Raw genomic sequence first — 23,007 nt, 5'->3', positions numbered from 1 at the left:
TGGGCGGAGCCGGATGATCCGGGTGAGCGGAATAAAGCCACCGCTTTCGACTGTGGCAAGCTCAAGAATCAAGCAATGCCAAATAGCCCGGACGAATGGTTCGAAAGAAGCCTCTGGGCCAATCATTGCTACATCTTTGAAGCGCGAGCCGTGCGCATCGGCCCCGAAGGCATACGCACGCTGGCGCTTTCTCATGACATCGAACATGGCGAGGAGCATAACGTGGCGCGGCTCCTCGACGGGCCGCCGATTGTCTTCGAGCGTCGCGGGCGCATTGGACTGGGAGGCTGGAGCGGTGAGAACGCCAATCCGGTGGCCTTGCCCAGCGCCATCATGCGACATCTGGACGATCACTATCGCCTGTCCTTGAGCGGCGAGGAGCGCATTGCCGGACGCCCCGCGCAGCGACTGGATATCGAGCCCCTGGACGACATGCGCTATGGTCATCGGCTATGGCTCGACAAGCAGACTGCCTTGCCCCTCAAGCGCATGCTGATCAACGAGCGGGGCCAGATGCTCGAGACCTTTCAGATCACCGATCTGGAAGAGCCACGAGTTCACGGTGGCGAGGTGATCCTGGACGAGCAGCGCGTGCCGCCCGAAGATCCCTGGCGATTGAACTGGCTGCCGCCGGGCTACCGTCCGCTTCCTGTGGCGCCGCAGCGCTCCATGCATCGGACCATCGTCGAGCAGCGTCTCTTCAGCGACGGCCTCTCGGATATCAGCCTGTTCGTCGAATCCATTCAAGGCGAGGAATTCATGCTGGCGCCGGGGCTGCACCGACTGGGTATTTCCTATGCCGCGGTTCGTCATATCGAGGTCGACAATGACCCCATGCAGATCATCGCCCTGGGAGAACTGCCGCCGGAAGTATTGCTCAAGATCATCGATGAGATTGTCTGGTCGCCGGACGCTACCAACGGTGATGAAGCCCCATGATAGGTCAGAAGACATCTGAAACTTTGGCTGTATCTCACCAAGAGCGCGTCTTGCTCGACGGTGCGTCGTTGATGCTGGAATCCGCCCGGGTGGTTGCTCCTTTTTCCGGCGGTGCCTGGGTCAGCATCGAGTCGCGCCTTGCCTGTCAAGGATGCGCCGCGAAACGCGGGTGTGGCAGCGGCCTGCTGGCGCGCTGGCAGGATAATCGCTCCCGGCGGTTTGCGGTGCGGAGCGAAACGCCGCTTGCGGCAGGGCAGCGAATACAGCTGGCCGTGCCGGCGACGCATTTCCTGCAAAGCGCTGTGATCGTCTATCTGCTTCCCCTGATCAGCGCTCTGGCCGCCGGTGTGCTGGCGGAAATACTACTACCTCCGAGTCACTGGGGGGTGCCCGCTGCCTTTCTGGCCGGCTTGGCCGGGGGTGTTGGGCTCTTCAAGTGCTGCGCCGGACGCTTGAGCCGACACTTATCGCTCAGGGTCATCGACTCTTAGGAACTTTTATTCCCTCGGGCCACTCTTTGTTTGGTGCAGCTTTTCCTCTATGTCATGTGTTATCAGGAGTCTTAAATGAAACGACAGTCCCCCCGCTGGCTTGTCCCCTGGTTGACGGCGTTGCTGATGGCATTGGCCGTGCAAACCGCCCAGGCTCGTGAGCTGCCGGATTTCACCGAACTGGTCGATCAGGCCGCCCCCGGGGTGGTCAATATCTCCACGTCGCGGATGGTCAAGACCCCCGCCATGCGCTTCCACGGGCCGGGCAATAGCGAGATCCCCGAACTGTTCCGTCACTTTTTTGGCGATCAGTTCGGTGATCGGTTCGGCGATGAGTTCGGCATGCCTCCCGGTCAAGGAGGCGAGTCGGCGCCGGAGCAGGAGCGTCAATCCCTGGGATCCGGCTTCGTGATCAGCGAAGACGGTTACATCATGACCAACGCCCATGTGGTGGAGGGAGCCGACGAGATTCTGGTACTGCTCAACGACCGTCGTGAGCTCGAGGCGGAGCTGATCGGCGCGGATACCAAGACCGATGTGGCTTTGCTCAAGGTCGATGCCGAGGATTTGCCGACGTTGAATCTGGGTAATTCCGATGATCTCAAGGTGGGAGAATGGGTCGCGGCCATCGGTTCACCCTTCGGATTCGATCACTCCGTGACCGCGGGCATCGTCAGCGCCATCAACCGCACGCTGCCCACGGATGCCTATGTTCCCTTTATCCAGACCGACGTGGCGATCAACCCGGGCAACTCCGGTGGGCCACTCTTCAATCTGGACGGCGAGGTCGTGGGCATCAACTCCCAGATCTTTACCCGCAGCGGCGGTTTCATGGGACTTTCCTTCGCGATCCCGATCAGCGTCGCCATGGACGTCGCGGATCAGTTGCGTGACGAAGGCCGTGTCACACGCGGCTGGCTGGGCGTGGTAATTCAGCCGGTATCCCGCGAGCTGGCCAAATCCTTCGGCCTGGACAAGCCCCAAGGCGCCTTGGTCGCGGATCTTGATCCAAAAGGCCCGGCGGCCCGAGACGGTCTGCAGGCAGGGGATATTATCCTGGAGGTCAACGACAAGCCGGTGGATCGCTCCACCACCTTGCCGCGACTGATCGGCAACGTCAGCCCGGACACCAAGGTCGAACTGACGATCCTTCGCGATGGCGAGGAAATGACTCAGACCGTCAAGGTAGGCAACTGGCCTGACGCGGAAAAGATCGCCGATAGCCAAACATCCGAACAGGGCAGCCAGGCGCGACTCGGACTGGCCATCGGTGAGCTTGATCAGGCCACGCGGGAGAGGCTGAACATCGACGGCGGGGTTCGCGTCGAGCAGGTGGAGCCGCAAAGCGCTGCTGCGAAAGCGGGCATTCGCCGAGGCGATGTCATCGTTTCCCTGGCGAACAAGCCGGTGGATTCTCCGGAAGCGCTGCTGGACATCGTCAAGTCGCTGGACAAGCAGGCCGTGGTGCCGGTGCGTCTGTATCGCGGCAGCAGTTCCTTGTTTGTCGCCTTGCAACTGGAAGACGCTAGCCAAGACTAGCGCTCGCTAGGGTAGAGGTTGCTTTCGCCGCGTGAACCCATCGGGTTCACGCGGCGATTGGTTGACCACCTGGAGGATCGCTGTTTTTGCCGCGCCCATCCCGTTACAATGATGGGAATTTTTCAGGTAGAACCCACCTCAATGGCCAGCCACGTGTCTTCCGATAAACTCAAGCATATTCGTAACTTTTCGATCATTGCCCATATCGATCACGGCAAGTCCACCCTGTCCGATCGCATCATCCAGCTTTGCGGCGGCCTGACCGACCGGGAGCTCAAGGAGCAAGTGCTCGATTCCATGGATATCGAGCGGGAGCGGGGCATCACCATCAAGGCGCAATCCGTCACCCTGGACTATCACGCCGAGGATGGGCAGGTCTATCAGCTCAACTTCATCGATACGCCTGGCCACGTGGACTTTTCCTACGAGGTGTCTCGCTCCCTGTACGCCTGCGAGGGGGCGCTTCTCGTGGTGGACGCGGCCCAGGGCGTCGAGGCGCAGTCGGTGGCCAACTGCTATACGGCGGTGGAGCAAGGGCTCGAGGTGCTGCCGGTACTCAACAAGATGGATCTGCCTCAGGCGGACCCGGACAAGGTGGCCCAGGAGATCGAGGAAATCATCGGCCTGGACGCCACCGATGCCTGTCAGGTTTCCGCCAAGAGCGGCCTGGGCATGGAGGCTCTGCTCGAGCGACTGGTGCGGGACATTCCGCCCCCCAAGGGCGATCCGGACGCGCCTCTGCAGGCGCTGATCGTCGATTCTTGGTTCGACAACTATCTTGGCGTGGTCTCGCTGGTGCGCTTGTTCGACGGCACCCTGAAGAAAGGCGAGAAGATTCGCATCAAGTCCACCGGGCGGGACTGGCAGGCCAACGAAATCGGCATCTTCACCCCGCTTCGCAAGGAAACCAATATCCTGCGCGCCGGGGAGGTCGGTTTTGTCGTTGCGGGCATCAAGGATATTCAGGGTGCGCCGGTGGGGGACACCATCACCCACGCCAAGACTCCGAACGTGGAGCGCCTGCCGGGCTTTCAGAAGGTCAAGCCGCAGGTCTACGCCGGCATGTTCCCGGTCAGCGCCGACGACTACGAGGACTTTCGCGATGCTCTGGAAAAGCTCGCCCTGAATGATGCCTCCCTGGCTTACGAGCCGGAAAACTCCGACGCCCTGGGCTTCGGTTTCCGGGTCGGTTTCCTGGGTACGCTGCACATGGAAATCGTTCAGGAGCGGCTGGAGCGGGAGTACGACCTGGACCTGCTGACTACCGCTCCCACGGTGGTCTACGAGCTGGCGATGGATAACAAGGAAATTCGTTACGTTGCCAATCCTTCCAAGCTGCCGGATCTTTCCAGCGTGGATGAAATGCGCGAACCCATCGTGCGCGCCAGCATTCTGGTGCCCCAGGAGTTCGTCGGCAACGTCATCGCCGAGTGCGAGCAGCGTCGCGGCACGCAGATCGACATGCAGTTCCTGGGCAGCCAGATCCAGCTGATCTATGAGCTGCCCATGAGCGATGTGGTGATGGACTTCTTTGATCGGCTCAAGTCGATTTCCAAGGGCTACGCTTCGCTGGACTACAGCTTCGAGCGTTTTCAGGCGGCCAAACTGGTACGTCTGGACGTGCTGATCAACGGTGACAAGGTGGATGCCCTGGCGGCGATCATTCATCGTGACCACGCTCATGGCCGTGGCCGAGCCCTGGTCGAGAAGATGAAGGAGCTGATTCCGCGGCAGATGTTCGACGTGGCGATTCAGGCGGCCATCGGCAGCCAGGTAGTGGCCCGCTCCACCGTCAAGGCGCTGCGCAAGAACGTGACCGCCAAGTGCTACGGTGGCGATGTCAGCCGCAAGAAGAAGCTGCTCGAGAAGCAGAAAGCGGGCAAGAAACGCATGAAACAAGTCGGCAGAGTGGAAATTCCTCAGGATGCTTTCCTCGCCGTGCTCAAGGTGAACGACTAGGAAGCATTACATGGATTTTGCACTATTGCTGGTATTGGCCGTGGCCGTGACGGGTCTGGTCTGGCTGCTCGATATCCTTTGGCTCAGGCGCGTCAGGCAGGCGCGGGTCGCCGTGGCGGATACGGACGCCCAAGCCGGCGGGAGCGAGGGTGCCTTGAAACAACGCGCCAGCGTGAAAGAACCTTGGTATGTGGACTACTCTCGCTCGTTCTTCCCGGTGCTGCTGATCGTGCTGGTGCTGCGCAGCTTCGTGGTGGAGCCTTTTCAGATCCCCTCCGGCTCCATGCGCCCGACCCTGAAGATCGGCGACTTCATCCTGGTCAACAAGTTTACCTACGGTCTGCGTCTGCCGGTGATCAACACCAAGGTGGTAGCACTCAACGAACCCGAGCGCGGCGACGTCATGGTGTTTCGCTTCCCACAGGATCCTGCTGTCAACTTCATCAAACGGGTGATCGGCCTGCCCGGGGATCGTATTCGCTATCAGGGCAAGCAGCTTTACGTCAACGGCGAGCCGGTGCCCAAGGAGTTGCTGGAGGAGAATCCCGAGGCGGCACCCACGGAGTTTCTGCTGCGGGAACTCCTCGACCAGCGCACCCACGAAATCTACAACAACCCTCGAGATCCTGGACCGCAGATGCGCGAGATCGAGGTGCCGGCAGGACATTATTTCGTGATGGGCGACAATCGGGATCATTCCAACGACAGTCGCTACTGGGGGTTCGTGCCGGAGGAGAATATCGTCGGCAAGGCCTTCGCCGTGTGGATGCACTGGGATGGCGGGTTGCCTAGTTTCATGTCGGTCCGAGGGATCGAATAGTGGATTTATTCGCTATTCACGACTTATATGAAAAACTGTGCTTACAAAAATCATGCTTATAAAAATAGTTGAAACGGGAGTCACGTGAGCCATTCCTTGACCCTTCTCAGTCGTCGTATCGGCCACGAGTTCGTGGATATCAGCCTGCTGGAACTGGCAATGAGCCATCGTAGCCACGCGGGTCAGAACAACGAGCGCCTGGAGTTCCTGGGGGATTCGATCGTCAATTTCGTGATCGCCGAGGCGCTGTTTCGTCGATTTCCCGCCGCCCGGGAAGGACAGCTATCGCGGCTGCGGGCGCGGCTGGTCAAGGGACAGACCCTGGCGGAACTGGCTCGGGAGTTCGAACTTGGCCAATATCTGCGCCTGGGCTCCGGCGAGATGAAAAGCGGCGGCCATCGCCGAGATTCGATCCTGGCGGATGCGGTAGAAGCCATGATCGGCGCCATCTATCTGGATGCGGGCATGGAGGTTGCCAAGACGCGGGTGCTGTCCTGGTTCGCCACTCGTCTGGAAGCATTGAATCTGAAGGATACTCAGAAGGATCCCAAGACTCGGCTGCAGGAGTTCCTGCAGTCGCGGCAGGCGCCCTTGCCCCAGTATGAGGTGGTCGCCGTGGAAGGCGAGGCCCATGCCCAGACGTTTACCGTGGAGTGTCATGTGGACGTATTAGAAGGCCGTGCCTCGGGCATCGGCTCCAGCCGGCGCAACGCGGAACAGCAGGCTGCGGAAACGGCTCTGGCTCGTCTCGAACGTCAGAAAGCCGAAGCCAAGGGAGTCAGATCATGACACAACAGACCTGTGGCTTCGTCGCCATTGTCGGGCGTCCCAACGTGGGCAAATCGACCCTGATGAACCGGATTCTCGGTCAGAAGATTTCCATTACCTCCCGGCGTCCCCAGACCACGCGACATCAGATTGTGGGTATCAAGACCGAGGGAGAGGCCCAGTTCATCTACGTGGATACCCCGGGCATCCATATTATCGACAAGGATCGCAACCGGGCGATCAACCGCTTCATGAATCAGGCGGCGGGTCAGGCGCTGCGAGACGTGGATTGCGTGGTGTTCATCATTGACCGCACCCGCTGGACCCAGGAGGATCAGGTGGTGCTGGACAAGCTCGCCACCGTGAAGGCGCCGGTCGTTCTGGCGGTCAACAAGATCGACTGGCTGGAGGACAAACGCACCCTGCTGCCCTGGCTCGAATCTCTCAAGGAAAAGCGCGACTTCGCGGCCATTCTGCCGGTTTCCGCCAAGCACGGTACCCAGGTGGCGGAACTCGAGGCGGAGGTGGCCAAACATCTGCCGGAAAGCATGCATTATTACCCGGACGATCAGGTGACCAATCGCAGCCAGCGCTTTCTGGCGGCGGAGCTGGTGCGGGAAAAGGTCATGCGCCAGCTCGGCGACGAGCTGCCTTACCAGATGACCGTGGAGATCGAGGAGTTTCGCGAACAGGAACGCAGTCGCGGCGGACCGGTGCTGCATATCAGCGCCCTGATGCTGGTGGAGCGCCCCGGACAGAAGAAGATCCTGATCGGCGAGCAGGGCGAGCGCATCAAGAAGATCGGACGCGAGGCGCGGCTCGAGATGGAACGCGCCTTCGGCGCCAAGGTCATGTTGAACCTGTGGGTCAAGGTCAAGCGCGGCTGGTCCGATGATGAACGGGCGTTGAAGAGCCTGGGCTACGACCTGGACTAACATTGCCTAAACCTGTCTACGCTTGCCCATACGGTGTTAAAAAACGGTTCGATATGCTCATTTACCCAATTGTAAACTCCGCTATCTCACCGTTTTTTGCCTTGTCTGGCCATCGCTCGACAAGGTTTAGACTAATGTTAGATATTTGACATGCAACCCCAGCCGGCCTTTCTGCTGCATCGTCGTCCCTACCGGGAAACCAGCGCCCTGGTGGATCTGCTGACCCTGGAACATGGCCGGGTACGGGCGGTGGCTCAGGGAGTTCGACGCCCCGGCAGCCGCACCCGATCGCGGCTTCAGTCTTTCGCTCCTCTGCATGTCACCTGGGCGGGCCACGGCGAACTGAAGCGGCTGCGCTTGATGGAAGCAAGCGGAAGCGTTGCGCTGTTGGGGGGAGAGGGACTGGTGTGCGGCCTGTATGCCAACGAAATTCTGGTTCGCACCCTGCCGGTGGAACTGCCGGTACCGACGCTATTCGCCTTTTATACCGCCTTGATGGACGCGTTGCCGCAGCCTGGCGCCCGAGCCGGCGGCTTGCGACAGCTGGAAATGACGCTGCTCGAGGCCCTGGACGCGCAGCCGGTATTCCTTGATCTCGACGACCGCGAGCTCGATCCCCAGCGTCACTATGTCTACTATCCGGGAGCGCGCCGCTTCGCCGAGGTGGCGCAGGGTATCGATGGCCGTACCCTGCGCCTGCTGGCTCAGGGGGATTGGGCCGAGCCCGGTCTCGCCGGGGCCGCCAAGGCATTGACTCGAGCCGCTCTGGCGCCGCTGCTCGGCGACAAGCCGCTGCGCTCTCGGGAGCTGATTCGACGACGTCAATCATGAACAGGAGATTTCTTATGCATCCGCCACGTATTCTGCTCGGGGTCAATATCGATCACATCGCCACGCTGCGTCAGGCTCGGGGCACCCGCTATCCGGACCCGGTGCAGGCTGCCCTGCTTGCGGAAGAGGCCGGCGCCGATGGCATCACCGTGCATCTTCGCGAGGATCGTCGGCATATTCAGGAGCGCGATATACGGCTATTGAGCGAGGTGCTCAATACCCGCATGAACCTGGAAATGGCGGTGACCGATGAAATGCTGGCCCTGGCGGAAGAGGTGCGCCCGGCCAATGTCTGCCTGGTGCCGGAAAAGCGCGAGGAACTGACCACGGAAGGCGGGCTGGACGTGGCCGGCCAGCAGCAAGCGATCGATGATGCCTGCCGGCGGCTGGCGGCGGCAGGCTGCGAGGTATCGCTGTTCATCGACCCGGAGCCGGCGCAGATTCACGCGGCGAAAAAAGCCGGCGCCCCGGTGATCGAACTGCATACCGGCGCCTACGCGGAAGCCGGCGGCGAGGCGCAGACCCGGGAATACGCCCGTCTGGCCACCGCCGCGGAACTGGCCTTCGATCTGGGCTTGATCGTCAATGCCGGTCATGGGCTGCACTATCACAACGTCGAGGCCATTGCCGCCATTCCCGGATTACATGAACTCAATATCGGCCATGCCATCATTGCCCGGGGGCTGTTCGTCGGTCTCAAGGAAGCGGTGGCGGAAATGAAGCGCCTGATGATCGCCGGCCAGGAAGCCGGACTGATCGCCGCCTTGGATGCTCATGAGCATGCGGAAGATCGGGACTGCGCTCACACGCATCGCTCATGATCCTGGGTATCGGCACGGATATCGCCAAGCTGGCGCGCTTCGAGCGCGCCTTGGTACGTCATGGGGCGCGTTTTCCAGAACGCCTGCTGGGCGAGACCGAACTGATGCGCTTTGGCCAGCATTCTTATCCCGCCGCCTATCTCGCCAAGCGCTTCGCCGCCAAGGAAGCCTTCCTCAAGGCCCTGGGCACCGGGCTTCGCCAGGGCATGCGCTGGACGGAAATTCAGATAGTCAACGACGCCCAAGGGCGTCCCCAGCTGGTGCTTTCCGGGCGCGCCCAGGCCCTGGCGATGAAGGCGGGAGTGGAGCGCATGCATCTGTCGATCAGCGATGAGAGCGATCTGGCGATGGCCTTCGTGGTGCTGGAAGGGTAAAGCCAGCCCGCAAATCGCCGATGCCTAGATAACGATGTCGCCTAAGCTAATGTCGGTATGGGTGGCTTGACTGTCGCCGCTGCGGCGGCGCGGATATAATTCAGGAAAGACGTTTTCAGAAGGAAGGCGAGATGGAGTTTCCCACCCTTGAAGATACCGTCGGCAATACGCCCCTGGTGCGGCTGGTTCGCATCGATGCCGGGCGCGGCAACATCCTGCTGGCCAAGCTCGAGGGCAACAACCCCGCCGGCTCGGTAAAAGATCGCCCGGCCCTGTCGATGATTCAGGAAGCCGAAAAGCGCGGAGAGATTGCGCCGGGAGATACTCTGATCGAGGCGACCTCCGGTAATACCGGCATTGCTCTGGCCATGGCGGCGGCGATCAAGGGCTATCGCATGGTATTGATCATGCCGGACAGCGCTTCTCAGGAGCGCAAGGACGCCATGACCGCCTTTGGCGCAGAACTCGTCACCGTGACCGGCGAGGCGGGCATGGAGGGTGCTCGGGATCTGGCGGCCAGCATGATCGCCAAGGGCGAAGGCAAGCCTCTGGATCAGTTCGCCAATCCGGACAATCCCTTGGCGCATTATCTCACCACCGGCCCCGAAGTCTGGCAGCAGACCCAAGGCCGCGTCACCCACTTCATCAGTTCCATGGGTACCACCGGCACCATCATGGGCGTTTCCCGGTACCTCAAGGAACGCGATCCCAAGGTGCAGGTCATCGGCCTGCAGCCGGAGGACGGCGCCAGCATCGCCGGCATTCGCCGTTGGCCGGAAGCATATCTGCCGAGCATCTTCGACGAGGCTCGGATCGACCGCGTGCTGGATATCGGCCAGCATGAAGCGGAGGAGCACATGCGCCGCCTGGCCCGGGAGGAAGGTATTTTCGCCGGGGTGTCCTCCGGGGGCGCTCTGGCCGGGGCGCTGCGTATTGCCGAGGAGGTCGAGAATGCGGTGATCGTGTTCATCGTCTGCGATCGGGGCGATCGCTACCTCTCCACCGGGCTTTATGCCGCGGAGCAATAGAATGGCAATGCTAGGCAAACGTCGCGTATCGCGTCCGGGGCGGGCTGCCGCAGGCGCGGCGGAGCTCTCCTCCCGGGACAAGGCGAACACGACGAACACCTCTCGTGACGATGGCGTCGTCGACATTCTGCGCCTGTCTCACGACGGGCGAGGTGTGGCGAAAACCACTGCCGGCAAGACGCTGTTCGTCGAGCGGACGCTGCCCGGCGAACAGGTGAAGATCGCCATTCATCGCACTCACGGGCGTTTCGACGACGCTCATCCTCAGCGGCTGTCTGTTACCTCCAGCGAGCGAGTGATCCCCGCCTGCAGGCATTTCTCGCAATGCGGAGGCTGCGACCTCCAGCATCTGGTCCTGGACGGCCAGCATCGCCACAAGCAGGCGGTGCTGAAGGAGCAACTTGCTCGCCAGAGCATTCAATGCGAAGTGCCGGTCGAGATGATTGCCGGCAACGGGTTCGGCTATCGGCGGCGGGCGCGGCTCGGCGTCAAGGTCGGCTCCGGGGGCGAGATACATCTTGGATTTCGCGCTCGGGGAAGCCATCATCTGGTCGACATCGAACAGTGCCCTATCTTATCTCCTTCTCTCGAAGCGCTGTTGATTCCCCTGCGCAAGCAGCTGGAAGCCCTGGCGGCGCCGCGCCTGATCGGCCATCTGGAGCTGCTGGAAAGCGTCGATAGCATCTGCGTGATTCTTCGACAGCTCAAGCCCCACGCCGAAGATGCCAGTCGCTGGCAGGCGTTCGCTCTGGTTCATGGGCTGGGATTTGCCTGGCGACTGGGGCGAGGGTCCGGCAAATCTCGACCTTCACTGGAATGGCTGACGCCGAGGCCTTCCCTGGAATACGAACTGGTTCTTGAAAGCAAGACGCTGCGGCTGGCGTTTTCACCCGGCGACTTCATTCAGGTCAACGGTCCGGTCAACCAGGCGCTGGTGACCACCGCCCTGAACTGGCTGTCACCTCTGAGAAAATCCCAGGTGCTGGATCTCTTCGCCGGGGTGGGGAACTTCAGTCTCGCGCTGGCGACTCAGGCGTTTCGGGTCGTCGGGGTGGAAGGCAGCGCCGCCATGGCTGGGCGTCTGGATGAAAACGCGCGGCGCAACGGTCTGGCCAATATCGAAGCCCGTCAGGCCGATCTGTATCAGGCCCCGCGGGCAAGCGCGCTGCTTGATGAGCGGCACTGGGATCTGGTGGTGCTCGATCCGCCCAGGGAGGGCGCGGAGCTGGTGTGCCAACAGCTGGCGAAACGCCGGGTGCCGCTTATCCTGTATATATCCTGCGATCCCGCGACGCTGGCTCGGGATGCAGCCGTGCTTCGGGCCGGCGGCTACCGGCTGCGCCGCGCCGCCGTCGTGGACATGTTTCCCCAGACTGCTCACCTGGAGTCGATATTGCTCTTTGAACAGGGGAGCCACGCTCCAGAAACAGAAAACACAAGCATTTCCTCAGCGCGAACAAGGAGAGACGCCTGATGGTCAAGGTTCGCGAAGATCAGCCCCTGACCCCGGAAGGGCATGTGGATATCGAGCGCTGGCTCGAACGTTTGCAGGCGGATGTGGCGCTGCGGGATGTGCCTCGGCTGCGTGGTATCTGCGAACTGGTGCAGCGTCTCGCCCTGGAGGCGGAGCATCCCTACAAGGCCTGGCTGGCGAAGGAAACAACCTTTCGGCTGGGTCTGGAAATGGCGGATATTCTCGGCGAGCTGAAGCTCGATCAGCAGACCCTCGAGGCGGCGGTATTGTATCGGGTCGTGCGAGAAGGGCTGATGTCTCTGGAAACCGTAGGCCGCCAGTTCGGTCAGGAAGTGGCAAGTCTCATCGATGGGGTGCTGAGGATGGCGGTCATCAGCCAGGTGACCATGAGCCAAGGCATGGCGCAGCAGAATCAGCAGGACAATCTGCGCAGGATGCTGGTCGCCATGATCGACGATGTGCGGGTGGCGCTGATCAAGATCGCCGAGCGTACCTGCGCGCTTCGCCAGGTTGGTGATGCCCCTCAGGATACCTGTCTGCGAGTCGCTCGAGAGGTCTTCGATATCTATGCGCCCCTGGCGCATCGTCTGGGCATCGGCCATCTGAAGTGGGAGCTCGAGGATCTTTCCTTTCGCTACCTGTGCGAGAAGGAGTACAAGGCCATCGCCGGCTATCTGGCGGAAAAGCGCCTGGATAGAAACCGCTATATCGATGACGTGGTAATGACGCTGAAAGGCCTGCTGAAGGCTCAGGGCATCCATGCCTTCGACGTCAGCGGTCGCGCCAAGCACATCTATTCCATCTGGCGCAAGATGAAGCGCAAGCGCATCGAGTTTTCCCAGGTCAACGACATTCGCGCGGTACGCATCCTGGTGCCGGAAGTATCGGACTGCTACACGGCGCTGGGCATCGTGCATTCCCGCTGGCATCACGTGCCTCTGGAGTTCGACGACTATATCGCCAACCCCAAGCGCAACGGCTACAAGTCCCTGCATACCGCGGTGCTGGGACCGGAAAACAAGGTGCTGGAAATTCAGATTCGTACCTTTGCCATGCACGAGGAAGCGGAGCTTGGCGTCTGTGCTCACTGGCGCTACAAGGGGCACGACACCAAGGCGCGCAGTCAGGGGTACGAGGACAAGATCACCTGGCTGCGCCAGGTGCTGGAGTGGCAGGAGGAGGTCGGCGACCTGGGCGATCTCAAGGAAGGCTTGAACAGCGACGTGGCGCCGGATCGCATCTATGTGTTCACGCCGGAAGGCCACGTCATCGACTTGCCTCGGGTCGCCACGCCCATCGATTTCGCCTATCGGGTGCATACGGAAGTGGGGCACCGCTGCCGAGGGGCCAAGGTCAACGGGCGCATCGTGCCGCTGAACCACACCCTGACCACCGGGCAGCAGGTGGAAATCCTTACCGCCAGCAAAGGGGGGCCCAGTCGAGATTGGCTCAGTCCTGGGCTGGGTTTCGTACGCACCACGCGGGCGCGGGCGAAGATTCAGGCCTGGTTCAAGCATCAGGCTCGAGATCAGAACCTCGAGGAAGGGCGCGCGCTTTTCGAAAAGGAAATGAAGCGTCTGGCGGTGCAGCACATGGATATTGCGCTGCTGGCGCGCAAGGTCAACTACTCGACGCCGGACGACATGTATGCCGCCCTGGGCGCGGGGGATCTGCGTATCGGCCAGGTACTGCATCAGGCTCAGCAGCTGTTCGGCGAACAGGACGATCAGGAGCAGCTGGAGCGTCTGCTGGCAAAGCCGCGCAGAGCCCCCGGCAAGTCGCCGGACGATGGCATCACCGTGCTGGGGGTGGGCAACCTCAAGACGACCATCGCCAACTGCTGCCATCCGGTGCCCGGGGATTCCATCGCCGGTTTCATCACCCAGGGGCGAGGCGTGAGCATTCACCGTGCGGACTGCGCCAATCTCATGCAGCTGCGCCTGGACGATCCCAACCGCATCGTCGAGGTGGAGTGGGGCGAGCGCGCCCATACCCAGTATTCCGTGGGGGTGGAGATCGAGGCCTGGGATCGTTCGGATCTGCTGCGGGATATCACCAACGTGCTGAGTCATGAGCGAGTCAACGTCTTGGCGGTAACGACCGTCAGCGACGCCGATGCGGAAATGGCACGTATTCACCTCACCATTGAAGTGGACGGACTGGAAACCCTGGGCCGGCTGTTTTCACGTATTCAGCAGTTGCCCAATGTCGTCGACGTCAAACGCCTGAGGGAAGGGCGAGCTCCCAAGACTCGTCGCCTGCAGGCGTCTCGGCCCGGGACAGGCCAGCGCCACAAGCGCCGAGGCCTGCGCGATCAGGAGCGCAAGCCATGAATTCAGGAATCACTTACACCCTTGATGATCTGCTGACCCTAATGGCCGTGCTGAGGAATCCGCGCGAGGGCTGCCCCTGGGACCAGCGTCAGGACTGGGACAGCATCGTGCCGCATACCCTGGAGGAAGCCTACGAGGTTGCCGATGCCATCGAGCGCCGTGCCTTCGAGGAACTGCCCGGAGAACTGGGGGACCTGTTGTTTCAGGTCGTTTATTACTGCCAGTTCGGCGTCGAGGAGCAGCGCTTCGATTTTCATCAGGTGGTGCACCTGCTGGTCGCCAAGATGCTGCGGCGCCATCCCCACGTGTTTCCAGACGGCACCCTCGGCTCTCGTCGTGAAGAAAGCGGTACCGACGAGCTGCAGGTCAAGCAGCGCTGGGAAGCGCTCAAGGCGCAGGAGCGTGAAGCGCGCCAGGCCAACTCGATACTGGACGATGTGCCCCGCACGCTTCCCGCGCTCAGCCGGGCGGCCAAGCTGTCACGGCGCGCCGCCCAGGTAGGCTTTGACTGGCCGGACGCTCGCGGTGTGATCGCCAAGATTCGCGAAGAGCTGGCGGAAGTCGAGGAAGCCCTGGAGCAGCGGGAACTCGGGCAGGTTCAGGCAAGGCGTGTTCAGGAAGAGATCGGCGATCTGCTGTTCGCGGTTACCAATCTGGCGAGGCATCAGGGCGCGGACCCGGAGCAGTGCCTGCGAGGCACCAACGAAAAGTTCGAGCGCCGCTTTCGATATGTGGAGACCGCTCATGAAAATACCGGACGCGGCTTGTCACAAGCAAGTTTCTCAAAAGTGAGACTGGCGGAAATGGAGGCCCATTGGCAGGCGGCAAAGAGCGAGGAATCACTCTAGCCACACCGCCAGCCCCCTGTCACACTTTGATCAGCCATACGTCGATCAGTCATATTTTGGCCTGCCATGCACAGGCTTGCCACATACAGGTTTGTCACATACTTCAGGGGGCACGACGTGAGTCATCTCAATGAATCGCTGCGGGATAACGTGCGGGTGCTGGGCGACAGCCTGGGACGCACCATCGCCGACGACCTGGGCGCATCCTTCGTCGACAAGATCGAGACCATTCGCGCCCTGGCCAAGCACGGTCGAAAAGGCGAAACCCAGGAGCGGCGCGAACTGATCGAATATCTGCGCAAGCTGCCGGATCAGGATCTGCTGCCGGTGACCCGCGCCTTCAATCAGTTTCTCAATTTCGCCAATATCGCCGAGCAGCATTATCGGGCACGTTCCCGCCGGGTCGAGGATTACAAGCCGGGCACCCAGCCAAGCCTTGATGAGCTGCTCAAGCGAGTGCGGGACGCCGGCCACTCTCCCCGGGAACTGATCGAGACCTTGGCGGGCATGCGGGTCGAGCTGGTCCTGACTGCCCATCCCACGGAGATCATCCGCCGTACCCTGATCCAGAAATACGATGGCATCGACGACTGCCTGACGATCATCGAAAGAACCGCGGACTATCCGGAAAAATCCAATCGAGCCCATGCGCGGCTCGAGGAGTTGATCAGCCAGTCCTGGCATACGGACGAGATCCGTCACGAGCGTCCGACGCCGATAGACGAGGCCAAGTGGGGCTTCGCGGTGATCGAGAACTCCCTGTGGCAGGCGGTGCCGGATTTCCATCGAGACCTGGACAATCTGCTGCTGGAAACCGCCAATGAGCGCCTGCCCCTGGACGCGGCGCCGATCCGCTTCGCCTCCTGGATGGGCGGTGATCGGGACGGCAATCCCAACGTGACCGCCAAGGTTACCCGGGAGGTGCTGCTGCTGGGGCGCTGGATGGCAGCGGATCTTTATCTGCGCGATCTGGAGCAGCTCAAGAGCGAGCTTTCCATGTGGAAAGCCAACAGCGCCCTTAAGTCCGAAGCCGGCGACGACGCGGAGCCCTACCGGGCGTTGCTCAAGCAGCTGGCTGCTCGAGTCGAGAATACCCGCGACTGGGCGCAAGCCTGCCTGGACGGGCGCCTCTACGAGGGCGGGCCGATCATCGATAGCCGCGATCAGCTCTACGCGCCGCTGCTGACCTGCTATCGCTCCCTGTGTGACGTCGGCCTGACCACCATCGCCAACGGGGTTCTGCTGGATACCCTGCGTCGGGTGGCGGTGTTCGGGGTGACCTTGGCCAAGCTGGACATCCGCCAGGAAGCGGAGCGTCATGCCCAGGTCTTCGAGGAGCTCAGCGACTATCTCGGGCTGGGGCATTACCACCAGTGGGACGAGGCCCGGCGTCAGGAGTTTCTGCTGGCGGAGCTTTCCTCCCAGCGTCCGTTGATTCCGCGTCGCTGGGAGTGCTCCACGGAAACCCGCGAGGTAATCGAGACGTTTCGGGTCATTGCGGGCGAGCATCGGGAAGCGCTCGGCACCTACATCATTTCCATGGCCGCTCAGCCTTCGGACGTGCTGGCGGTAGCGCTATTGATGAAGGAGATCGGCGGTGACGTGCGGCTGCCCATCGCGCCACTGTTCGAAACCCTGGATGATCTGGATCGCGCCGGCGACGTGATCGAACGCCTGCTGTCGTTGCCCGGCTATCGTCAGGCGATTCACGACGTTCAGGAGGTGATGATCGGCTATTCGGATTCCGCCAAGGATGCGGGCCAGCTGGCGGCGGCCTGGGCGCAGTATCGTGCTCAGGAGTCCCTGGTGAACGTATGTCGTGGCAAAGGCATCGATCTGACGCTGTTTCACGGACGCGGCGGCACCGTGGGCCGTGGCGGAGGCCCGGCCCACGCGGCGATCCTATCCCAGCCGCCGGGCTCGGTGAACGGCAGCCTGCGGGTGACGGAGCAGGGAGAGATGATTCGCTTCAAGTTCGGACAGCCGGATATCGCCCTGCGCTCCATGGAAATCTATGTCTGCGCGGTGCTGGAAGGTACGCTGCTGCCGCCGCCGGCCCCGGAGCCGGAGTGGCGGGAGGAAATGGATCATCTCGCGGAGATCGCCCATCAGGGCTATGTCAGCGTGGTGCGCGGCAATCCGGATTTCGTGCCGTATTTTCGCGCGGTGACCCCGGAGGGCGTGCTCGGTCATCTGCCTCTCGGGTCGCGCCCCACCAAGCGGCGCCAGGACGGCGGTGTCGAAACCCTGAGGGCGATTCCCTGGATCTTCGCCTGGACCCAGACCCGCCTGATGCTGCCGGCCTGGCTGGGCAGCGGCGAAGCGTTCGCTCAACGCCTGGAAGATCCTGGTGGACTGGCGCGGATTCGTGAAATGCGCGACAAATGGCCGTTCTTTGGCACCTACCTGGACATGCTGGAAATGCTTTCCGCCAAGGCGGACGTGGAAATCGCCGCCTATTACGAGCAGCGCCTGGTCAACGAGCCGAACCTGCTGGCACTGGGGGAGCAGCTGCGGGAGCGCTTCCGGCGGCTGCAGAAGGTCTTGCTGGAAATTCTCGATCAGGAGAAGCTGCTGGAAAAGACTCCGCTGATTCGCCAGGCCATCGAGGTTCGCAATCCCTATATCGACCCGCTGCACGGGCTGCAGGCGGAACTGCTGCAGCGTAACCGGGACGCGGACGGCGCCATCAGCCCGGAGCTTTCCCGGGCGTTGATGGTGACGATGGCGGGAATTTCCGCTGGCCTTCGTAACACCGGGTAAGCTATTTGAAAAGCTGGAAGCTGAAGATGCCGAGCGCCACCAGCAGTATCGAGCCTGCCACGTGCAGGCCGATACCCGCCAGGGCGACCAGCCAGCGTCCCGCCTGAATATCCGCGAACATCTCCGCGGAAAACGTCGAGAAGGTGGTCAGGGCGCCGAGCAGCCCGGTGATGGCGAAGAACCGCCATTCCTGTGATAGCTGGGGCTGGGCGCTGAAGAAGGCCAGTCCCAGGCCGATCAGCCAGGCCCCCAGCCAGTTGGCCAGCAGCGTGCCCAGGGGCACGCCGGGAAAATACTGATTGAGCCAAAGCCCCAGCAGCCAGCGCAGGTTGGCGCCGATGGCGGCGCCGGCGCCGATGGCGATCATCGAAAGACCCATGCAATTCTCTTTTTAATATTCTCTTTTTTAATGCTGATGCTCGGCATGCAGGGAAGTGTCGTTGTCGTTTCCCGAGCGAGCGATATCGTCCAGGCAATGATCCCGGTGCTCGAGCTGGATGGTGGCATGCTGGATGCGATAGTTCTCGTGCAGGAAGGCCTTAAGGGAGATCAGCGCCTGATGGCGATCCGCCCCCTCGACCAAGATGGCATGCAGGGAGATCATCGGCTTGGCTGGGGTCAGCGACCAGGCATGCAGGTGGTGCACGCTTTCCACTTCCGCGAGATGACGCGGGATTTCCTCTTCCAGATGGCGCACGTCTAGGTCTTCCGGCGCGCCTTCCAGCAGGATATGCCCGGATTCCTTGGTCAGTTTCCAGGCGCTGCGCAGGATCAGAACCGACACCAGCAGCGACAGCAGCGGATCGATGGGCATCCAGCCGGTACCCAGGATAATCAGCGCGGCGACGATCGCCCCCACGGAGCCCAGCAGATCTCCCATCACATGCAGCGCCGCCCCGCGGATATTGAGATTTTCCCTGTCCCCCAGGTGCAGGATAAAGAAGACGACGATGTTCACCACCAGCCCCAGTACGGCGATGGTGAGCATGGTGGACCCCATGACCTCGACAGGGGAGAGCAGACGGCGAATCGCCTCGATGGAAATCCAGATGACGATGCCGATCAGGGTCAGGCCGTTGACGAAGGCGGCGAGAATCTGCACCCGATGATAGCCGTAGGTGCGCCGGTGGTCCGCACTGCGCCTGCTGATACGCGCGGCGAACAGCGCAAGCATCAGGGAGGCGCTGTCCGTGAGCATATGGCCCGCGTCCGCCAGCAGGGCGAGCGAGCCGGAAACGATGCCGCCGACCACCTCCGCCAGCATGAAACCGCCGGTAAGCACGACCGCCCAGAGCAGCCGCTTCTCATCGTCTCCCTGAGGGCCGTGGTGGTGATGTGCCATGAATGCCGTCCTGAGCAAGTCAAATGGATCGTTGTGAAACTTCTGCAACGTGACAGGCTGCCTAGACTAACATGGCGTCGACCGGGACTTCGCCATGGCCCATGCAACAGCGTCATGGCTTATCACGCGGGGCTTGTGGAGATTACATGACCCCCAGGAAAAAACCTGTCAGCGCCAGGATACTGAGCAAGATGGCACAGCCGTAGGCGACTCCCTTGTTCGCCTTGTCATTGCCCAATTTCAGATCATGCAGGCCGTGACGAATTCGGTGCATGGCATGAAACAGCGGCAGGCAGATCACCACGCCGATAAAGATCAAGCCGCCAAAACCGAATAGCAACGAACGACTATGTTCAAAGCCTAGTGTCTCTATTGGTAACAGACCGATAGGAATCAGCAGGGCGATAAACAATATGGCGGCGGGGACAAATACCGCGAAGCAGACGCCGCCGGCGCTGAACAGGGCCCACCAGATGGGTTCGTCGCTTCTCTTGATGCGCTTTTCCATTACACACCTCGTCCAAATATCCAGGCAAAAAGCACCATCACCAGCAGCACGCCGCACCACTGCCCCAGAATGATCCATTTGGCCGGAATCGCCCGGCCCCCTACCCGCAGCGGCATGACCCGCGGGAATAGCTGAAAGAACGTCCAGGCGTGAAATAGGCTGGCGACAAAAGCCAGCAGGTTGACGGCTATGGTCAGCGGGTTTTGCATGAACTCAAGCCATGTCAGCCAGCTTTCCTGACCTTGCAGCAGGCAATAGAGACCCGCCAACAAACAGCCAATGAAGAATACCAAGGGCAGCACCGTGGCCTCTCGGGCCATGTAGGCCATGAAATAGCGATTCTTCAACCACCAGTTGCGTTTCATCTCTGGAACGTACCCGACGTGCTTTGTCATTTCGACCTCCCTAGCGCTTGAACAGGCTGATCAGCAAATCCTTGGCGGATTCGACCTTGCCCTGGTTCACCGCCGCCGCCGGATCGACGCTCTTCGGACAGACTTCCGAGCAGTAGCCCACGAAGGTGCAGGTCCACACGCCTTCCTCGCGATTGAGCTGCGGCATGCGCTGCTGCTTGCCCTGATCCCGACTGTCCAGGTTGTAGCGATGAGCCAGGGTCAGCGCCGCAGGCCCCAGGAATTCCGGATTGAGACCAAACTGAGGGCAGGCGGAATAGCACAGGCCGCAGTTGATGCAATCGGAGAACTTGAGATATTTGGCCAGCTGGGCCGGGGTTTGCCTATGAGTTTCCGTGCTTTCTCCCGAGTCGTTGATCAGATAGGGCTGCACCGCCGCCAGGTGCTCGAGGAAGATCTCCATATCGATGATGAGATCCTTCTGCACGGGAAAATGCGCCAGGGGCTCTATCTTGATCGTTCCCGGATACTCCCGCAGAAAACTCTTGCAGCCGAGCTTCGGCTCGTCGTTGACCATCATCCCGCAGGAGCCGCAGATCGCCATCCGGCAGGACCAGCGGTAGCTCAGGCTGCCATCGATTTCTTCCTTGATATGATTCAGCGCCTCGAGAATGGAGGTGCTGTCATCAAAAGGGACGTCGAACTCCTGCCGGAAAGGCGTCTTGCGCTGCTCCGGCAGGTAGCGTTGAATGCTGAGTCGCTTGGTGGTCATTGCTATGCTCCTTTACCCGCATCCCCATAGGCGCGTACCGCCGGCGCGGAGAAGCGGGTATCCACCTCCTGCCAGCGCAGCTCCGCCGGCGCCTCGGCGTTGAAGAACACCAGGCTATGCTGGAGAAAATTGATATCGTCGCGCTGCTGCAAGCCTTCATCCAGGCGCTGGTGAGCGCCCCGGGACTCCCGGCGATTCAGGGCGGCCAGACAGGTCGCCTCGGCGATATCCAGTCCAAACCCCAGTTCGATACATAGCAGCAGTTCGGTGTTGTAGGCGCTGCTGCGATCGCTGATCCTGATGTCCTTGTAGCGCGACTTCAGCTCGCGAATGATGTTCAAGGCGCGTTGCATGCCCTGCTCGTCACGGTAGATGCCGCAGCCGTCTTCCATGGCCTGGACCATCTCGCGCTTCAGACCGGTCCAACTCTCCGAGCCATCGGCTTCACGCAGTCGAGCCATGCCCCGCTGCTGAACCTGAAACGGCTGCGCGAGAGCCTGGATATCGGCCAAGGCCGTGTCCGTGGCTCGCCGGCTCGCCTGTTCTCCCGCCAGACGGCCAAAGACCAGCAGCTCGGAGAGGGAATTCGAACCCAATCGGTTGGCGCCATGCAGCCCCACGGAGGCGCATTCCCCCGCCGCATACAAGCCTTGCAGGCGGGTTTCACACTGGGCGTCCGTCTCGATGCCGCCCATGGTGTAGTGCACCGCCGGGCGGATCGGAATGGGCTCCTTGACCGGATCGACGTTGATATAGGCCTGGGCCAGCTCGCAGATGAAGGGCAGGCGCTCGTGCAGGTAATCCTTGCCCAGATGGCGCAGATCGAGATACACCACGTCGCTGCCGGCAAACTTGCCGGTGCGTCCCGCTTTCTGCTCCTGCCAGAAAGCCTGGGACAGCTTGTCCCGCGGGCCGAGTTCCATGTACTTGTTCTTCGGCTCGCCCAGCGGCGTTTCCGGGCCCAGGCCGTAATCCTGCAGATAGCGATAGCCGTCCTTGTTCAGCAGTAGTCCGCCTTCTCCGCGGCAGGCCTCGGTAATCAGGATGCCCGTTCCCGGAAGACCCGTAGGGTGATACTGCACGAACTCCATGTCCCGCAGGGCCACCCCGTGACGAAATGCCATGGCCATGCCGTCGCCGGTCACGATGCCGGCGTTGGTATTGAACTGGAACAGGCGCCCGGCGCCGCCGGTGGCCAGGATCACCGCCTTGGCCCGCAGCAAGATCAGCTCGCCGGTAGCGACCTGCAGCGCGATGACCCCGGCGACCGCTCCGTCGACGGTGGCAAGGTCGAGCACGAAATACTCATCGAGCCGTTCGATTTCCGGGTACTTCAAGGAGGTCTGAAACAGGGTGTGCAGGATATGAAAACCGGTCTTGTCCGCCGCGAACCAGGTCCGAGCGGTCTGCATGCCGCCGAAGCGTCGCACCTGTATCGAGCCATCCGCCTGGCGGCTCCAGGGGCAGCCCCAGCGCTCCAGCTGCACCAGCTCCCGATGGGCGTGGCGAACGAAGTAATCCACCACCCCCTGTTCCGCCAGCCAGTCGCTGCCGGATACGGTATCCTCGAAGTGAGCGTCCAGGGTGTCTTCATCGCTGGTCACCGCGGCGGCGCCGCCTTCCGCCGCCACCGTATGGGAGCGCATGGGATACACCTTGGAAAGCATCAGGATGCGCTGCTCGTTCCCTTCTTTCCTGGCATTTTCCGCGGCGGCAATCGCCGCGCGCAGCCCGGCGCCTCCTCCCCCCACGATCACGATATCGGCATCTTGATGTTGCATGGCGGCTCCCGTTGATTGTCCGTCGGCTATCCGCTGACTGAGCGAAGCGCGGCTATTCCCGCTTCTATCCCGCTAGAAGAAAGCGTTGCATAGACAGGGAGCAACTACCATGCCTCAATATAATAAACCGGCTAAATATTGATTTTCGTCAGAATTGATTGCCAGGTAAAACATTACGGTGATTATCGGGTATTGGGCGGAATCCATGTGCAGATGCCATCCCGACAAGGGTCGACGATAGACGAAGGCGTGAGGATCACCATGGACTGTAAGTGGCACGGTCTTTATCGGGTTATTCATCTCACAGTTTTTCCGAACATCGCCATCG

21 protein-coding genes are annotated in these 23,007 nt (G+C 61.4%); 15 read left to right on the top strand and 6 right to left on the bottom strand.

Annotated features, from left to right (window positions below; genetic code table 11):
* Window positions 1-75: 75 nt before the first annotated feature.
* The 15 genes from FGL86_RS14265 (at window position 76) to ppc (ending at window position 17,923) form a co-directional block, all read left to right on the top strand.
* Window positions 76-939: a MucB/RseB C-terminal domain-containing protein gene (locus FGL86_RS14265; protein WP_246131647.1), complete on the top strand. Its 864-nt coding sequence runs from the start codon at window positions 76-78 to the stop codon at window positions 937-939.
* Window positions 940-989: 50 nt separating this feature from the next.
* Complete coding sequence (locus tag FGL86_RS14260) at window positions 990-1,430, top strand: SoxR reducing system RseC family protein (protein WP_186764413.1); 441 nt, start codon at window positions 990-992, stop codon at window positions 1,428-1,430.
* 75 nt (window positions 1,431-1,505) lie between these two features.
* Window positions 1,506-2,969, top strand: coding sequence for a DegQ family serine endoprotease (locus FGL86_RS14255; protein ID WP_147185200.1), 1,464 nt, complete (start codon window positions 1,506-1,508; stop codon window positions 2,967-2,969).
* 141 nt (window positions 2,970-3,110) lie between these two features.
* A complete protein-coding gene (gene lepA, locus FGL86_RS14250; protein ID WP_147185199.1) occupies window positions 3,111-4,928 on the top strand; it encodes a translation elongation factor 4 in 1,818 nt (605 codons plus the stop codon).
* A 10-nt stretch (window positions 4,929-4,938) separates the two neighbouring features.
* A complete protein-coding gene (gene lepB, locus FGL86_RS14245) occupies window positions 4,939-5,748 on the top strand; it encodes a signal peptidase I (protein WP_147185198.1) in 810 nt (269 codons plus the stop codon).
* Between the two features lie 84 nt (window positions 5,749-5,832).
* A complete protein-coding gene (rnc, locus tag FGL86_RS14240; RefSeq protein WP_147185197.1) occupies window positions 5,833-6,537 on the top strand; it encodes a ribonuclease III in 705 nt (234 codons plus the stop codon).
* Window positions 6,534-7,451: a GTPase Era gene (gene era / locus FGL86_RS14235; protein ID WP_147185196.1), complete on the top strand. Its 918-nt coding sequence runs from the start codon at window positions 6,534-6,536 to the stop codon at window positions 7,449-7,451. The genes rnc and era overlap by 4 nt, the downstream gene beginning before the upstream one ends.
* A 150-nt stretch (window positions 7,452-7,601) precedes the next feature.
* Window positions 7,602-8,282, top strand: a complete 681-nt coding sequence (recO, locus tag FGL86_RS14230) for a DNA repair protein RecO (protein WP_147185195.1) — start codon at window positions 7,602-7,604, stop codon at window positions 8,280-8,282.
* A gap of 14 nt (window positions 8,283-8,296) precedes the next feature.
* On the top strand, window positions 8,297-9,103 hold the full coding sequence (pdxJ, locus tag FGL86_RS14225) for a pyridoxine 5'-phosphate synthase (protein ID WP_147185194.1): 807 nt from the start codon (window positions 8,297-8,299) through the stop codon (window positions 9,101-9,103).
* Window positions 9,100-9,477 (top strand): holo-ACP synthase, encoded by a 378-nt coding sequence (acpS, locus tag FGL86_RS14220; RefSeq protein ID WP_147185193.1) that lies wholly within the window; start codon window positions 9,100-9,102, stop codon window positions 9,475-9,477. Before pdxJ ends, acpS begins: the two co-directional genes overlap by 4 nt.
* Before the next feature lie 131 nt (window positions 9,478-9,608).
* Window positions 9,609-10,505, top strand: coding sequence for a cysteine synthase CysM (gene cysM / locus FGL86_RS14215; RefSeq protein ID WP_147185192.1), 897 nt, complete (start codon window positions 9,609-9,611; stop codon window positions 10,503-10,505).
* 1 nt (window position 10,506) lies between these two features.
* Window positions 10,507-11,979 (top strand): methyltransferase domain-containing protein, encoded by a 1,473-nt coding sequence (locus FGL86_RS14210; protein ID WP_147185191.1) that lies wholly within the window; start codon window positions 10,507-10,509, stop codon window positions 11,977-11,979.
* A complete protein-coding gene (gene relA, locus FGL86_RS14205) occupies window positions 11,979-14,312 on the top strand; it encodes a GTP diphosphokinase (RefSeq protein ID WP_147185190.1) in 2,334 nt (777 codons plus the stop codon). Before FGL86_RS14210 ends, relA begins: the two co-directional genes overlap by 1 nt.
* The gene (mazG, locus tag FGL86_RS14200; protein WP_246131646.1) at window positions 14,309-15,160 is read left to right on the top strand and encodes a nucleoside triphosphate pyrophosphohydrolase; all 852 of its coding nucleotides are present in this window, start codon (window positions 14,309-14,311) and stop codon (window positions 15,158-15,160) included. Before relA ends, mazG begins: the two co-directional genes overlap by 4 nt.
* Before the next feature lie 117 nt (window positions 15,161-15,277).
* Complete coding sequence (gene ppc / locus FGL86_RS14195) at window positions 15,278-17,923, top strand: phosphoenolpyruvate carboxylase (protein ID WP_147185189.1); 2,646 nt, start codon at window positions 15,278-15,280, stop codon at window positions 17,921-17,923.
* A gap of 1 nt (window position 17,924) precedes the next feature.
* On the opposite strand, the gene crcB is transcribed toward ppc, so the two are convergent.
* From crcB to frdA, 6 genes are all read right to left on the bottom strand, one after another.
* The gene (crcB, locus tag FGL86_RS14190; RefSeq protein WP_147185188.1) at window positions 17,925-18,302 is read right to left on the bottom strand and encodes a fluoride efflux transporter CrcB; all 378 of its coding nucleotides are present in this window, start codon (window positions 18,300-18,302) and stop codon (window positions 17,925-17,927) included.
* Window positions 18,303-18,329: 27 nt separating this feature from the next.
* Window positions 18,330-19,265: a cation diffusion facilitator family transporter gene (locus FGL86_RS14185; protein ID WP_147185187.1), complete on the bottom strand. Its 936-nt coding sequence runs from the start codon at window positions 19,263-19,265 to the stop codon at window positions 18,330-18,332.
* 142 nt (window positions 19,266-19,407) lie between these two features.
* A complete protein-coding gene (frdD, locus tag FGL86_RS14180) occupies window positions 19,408-19,773 on the bottom strand; it encodes a fumarate reductase subunit FrdD (RefSeq protein ID WP_147185186.1) in 366 nt (121 codons plus the stop codon).
* Window positions 19,773-20,168: a fumarate reductase subunit C gene (locus tag FGL86_RS14175; protein WP_147185185.1), complete on the bottom strand. Its 396-nt coding sequence runs from the start codon at window positions 20,166-20,168 to the stop codon at window positions 19,773-19,775. The genes frdD and FGL86_RS14175 overlap by 1 nt, the downstream gene beginning before the upstream one ends.
* Window positions 20,169-20,178: 10 nt before the next feature.
* The gene (locus FGL86_RS14170; protein WP_147185184.1) at window positions 20,179-20,898 is read right to left on the bottom strand and encodes a succinate dehydrogenase/fumarate reductase iron-sulfur subunit; all 720 of its coding nucleotides are present in this window, start codon (window positions 20,896-20,898) and stop codon (window positions 20,179-20,181) included.
* 2 nt (window positions 20,899-20,900) lie between these two features.
* The gene (gene frdA, locus FGL86_RS14165; RefSeq protein WP_147185183.1) at window positions 20,901-22,679 is read right to left on the bottom strand and encodes a fumarate reductase (quinol) flavoprotein subunit; all 1,779 of its coding nucleotides are present in this window, start codon (window positions 22,677-22,679) and stop codon (window positions 20,901-20,903) included.
* Window positions 22,680-23,007: the final 328 nt, after the last annotated feature.

The sequence above is a fragment of the Pistricoccus aurantiacus genome, from assembly GCF_007954585.1.
Classification (GTDB): Bacteria; Pseudomonadota; Gammaproteobacteria; order Pseudomonadales; family Halomonadaceae; genus Pistricoccus; species Pistricoccus aurantiacus.
The sequence above is the reverse complement of the archived record's forward strand: the minus strand, read 5'-3'. Positions and strand labels throughout refer to the sequence as shown.

Excerpts from the sequence above, each read along its gene's own strand:
- pdxJ (WP_147185194.1), top strand. The coding sequence starts at position 8,297 with ATGCATCCGCCACGTATTCTGCTCGGGGTCAATATCGATCACATCGCC.
- FGL86_RS14185 (WP_147185187.1), bottom strand. The coding sequence starts at position 19,265 with ATGGCACATCACCACCACGGCCCTCAGGGAGACGATGAGAAGCGGCTG.
- frdD (WP_147185186.1), bottom strand. The coding sequence starts at position 19,773 with ATGGAAAAGCGCATCAAGAGAAGCGACGAACCCATCTGGTGGGCCCTG.
- relA (WP_147185190.1), top strand. The coding sequence starts at position 11,979 with ATGGTCAAGGTTCGCGAAGATCAGCCCCTGACCCCGGAAGGGCATGTG.
- FGL86_RS14210 (WP_147185191.1), top strand. The coding sequence starts at position 10,507 with ATGGCAATGCTAGGCAAACGTCGCGTATCGCGTCCGGGGCGGGCTGCC.
- mazG (WP_246131646.1), top strand. The coding sequence starts at position 14,309 with ATGAATTCAGGAATCACTTACACCCTTGATGATCTGCTGACCCTAATG.
- acpS (WP_147185193.1), top strand. The coding sequence starts at position 9,100 with ATGATCCTGGGTATCGGCACGGATATCGCCAAGCTGGCGCGCTTCGAG.
- FGL86_RS14265 (WP_246131647.1), top strand. The coding sequence starts at position 76 with ATGCCAAATAGCCCGGACGAATGGTTCGAAAGAAGCCTCTGGGCCAAT.
- FGL86_RS14255 (WP_147185200.1), top strand. The coding sequence starts at position 1,506 with ATGAAACGACAGTCCCCCCGCTGGCTTGTCCCCTGGTTGACGGCGTTG.
- cysM (WP_147185192.1), top strand. The coding sequence starts at position 9,609 with ATGGAGTTTCCCACCCTTGAAGATACCGTCGGCAATACGCCCCTGGTG.
- lepB (WP_147185198.1), top strand. The coding sequence starts at position 4,939 with ATGGATTTTGCACTATTGCTGGTATTGGCCGTGGCCGTGACGGGTCTG.
- era (WP_147185196.1), top strand. The coding sequence starts at position 6,534 with ATGACACAACAGACCTGTGGCTTCGTCGCCATTGTCGGGCGTCCCAAC.
- recO (WP_147185195.1), top strand. The coding sequence starts at position 7,602 with ATGCAACCCCAGCCGGCCTTTCTGCTGCATCGTCGTCCCTACCGGGAA.
- FGL86_RS14175 (WP_147185185.1), bottom strand. The coding sequence starts at position 20,168 with ATGACAAAGCACGTCGGGTACGTTCCAGAGATGAAACGCAACTGGTGG.
- FGL86_RS14170 (WP_147185184.1), bottom strand. The coding sequence starts at position 20,898 with ATGACCACCAAGCGACTCAGCATTCAACGCTACCTGCCGGAGCAGCGC.
- crcB (WP_147185188.1), bottom strand. The coding sequence starts at position 18,302 with ATGGGTCTTTCGATGATCGCCATCGGCGCCGGCGCCGCCATCGGCGCC.
- lepA (WP_147185199.1), top strand. The coding sequence starts at position 3,111 with ATGGCCAGCCACGTGTCTTCCGATAAACTCAAGCATATTCGTAACTTT.
- frdA (WP_147185183.1), bottom strand. The coding sequence starts at position 22,679 with ATGCAACATCAAGATGCCGATATCGTGATCGTGGGGGGAGGAGGCGCC.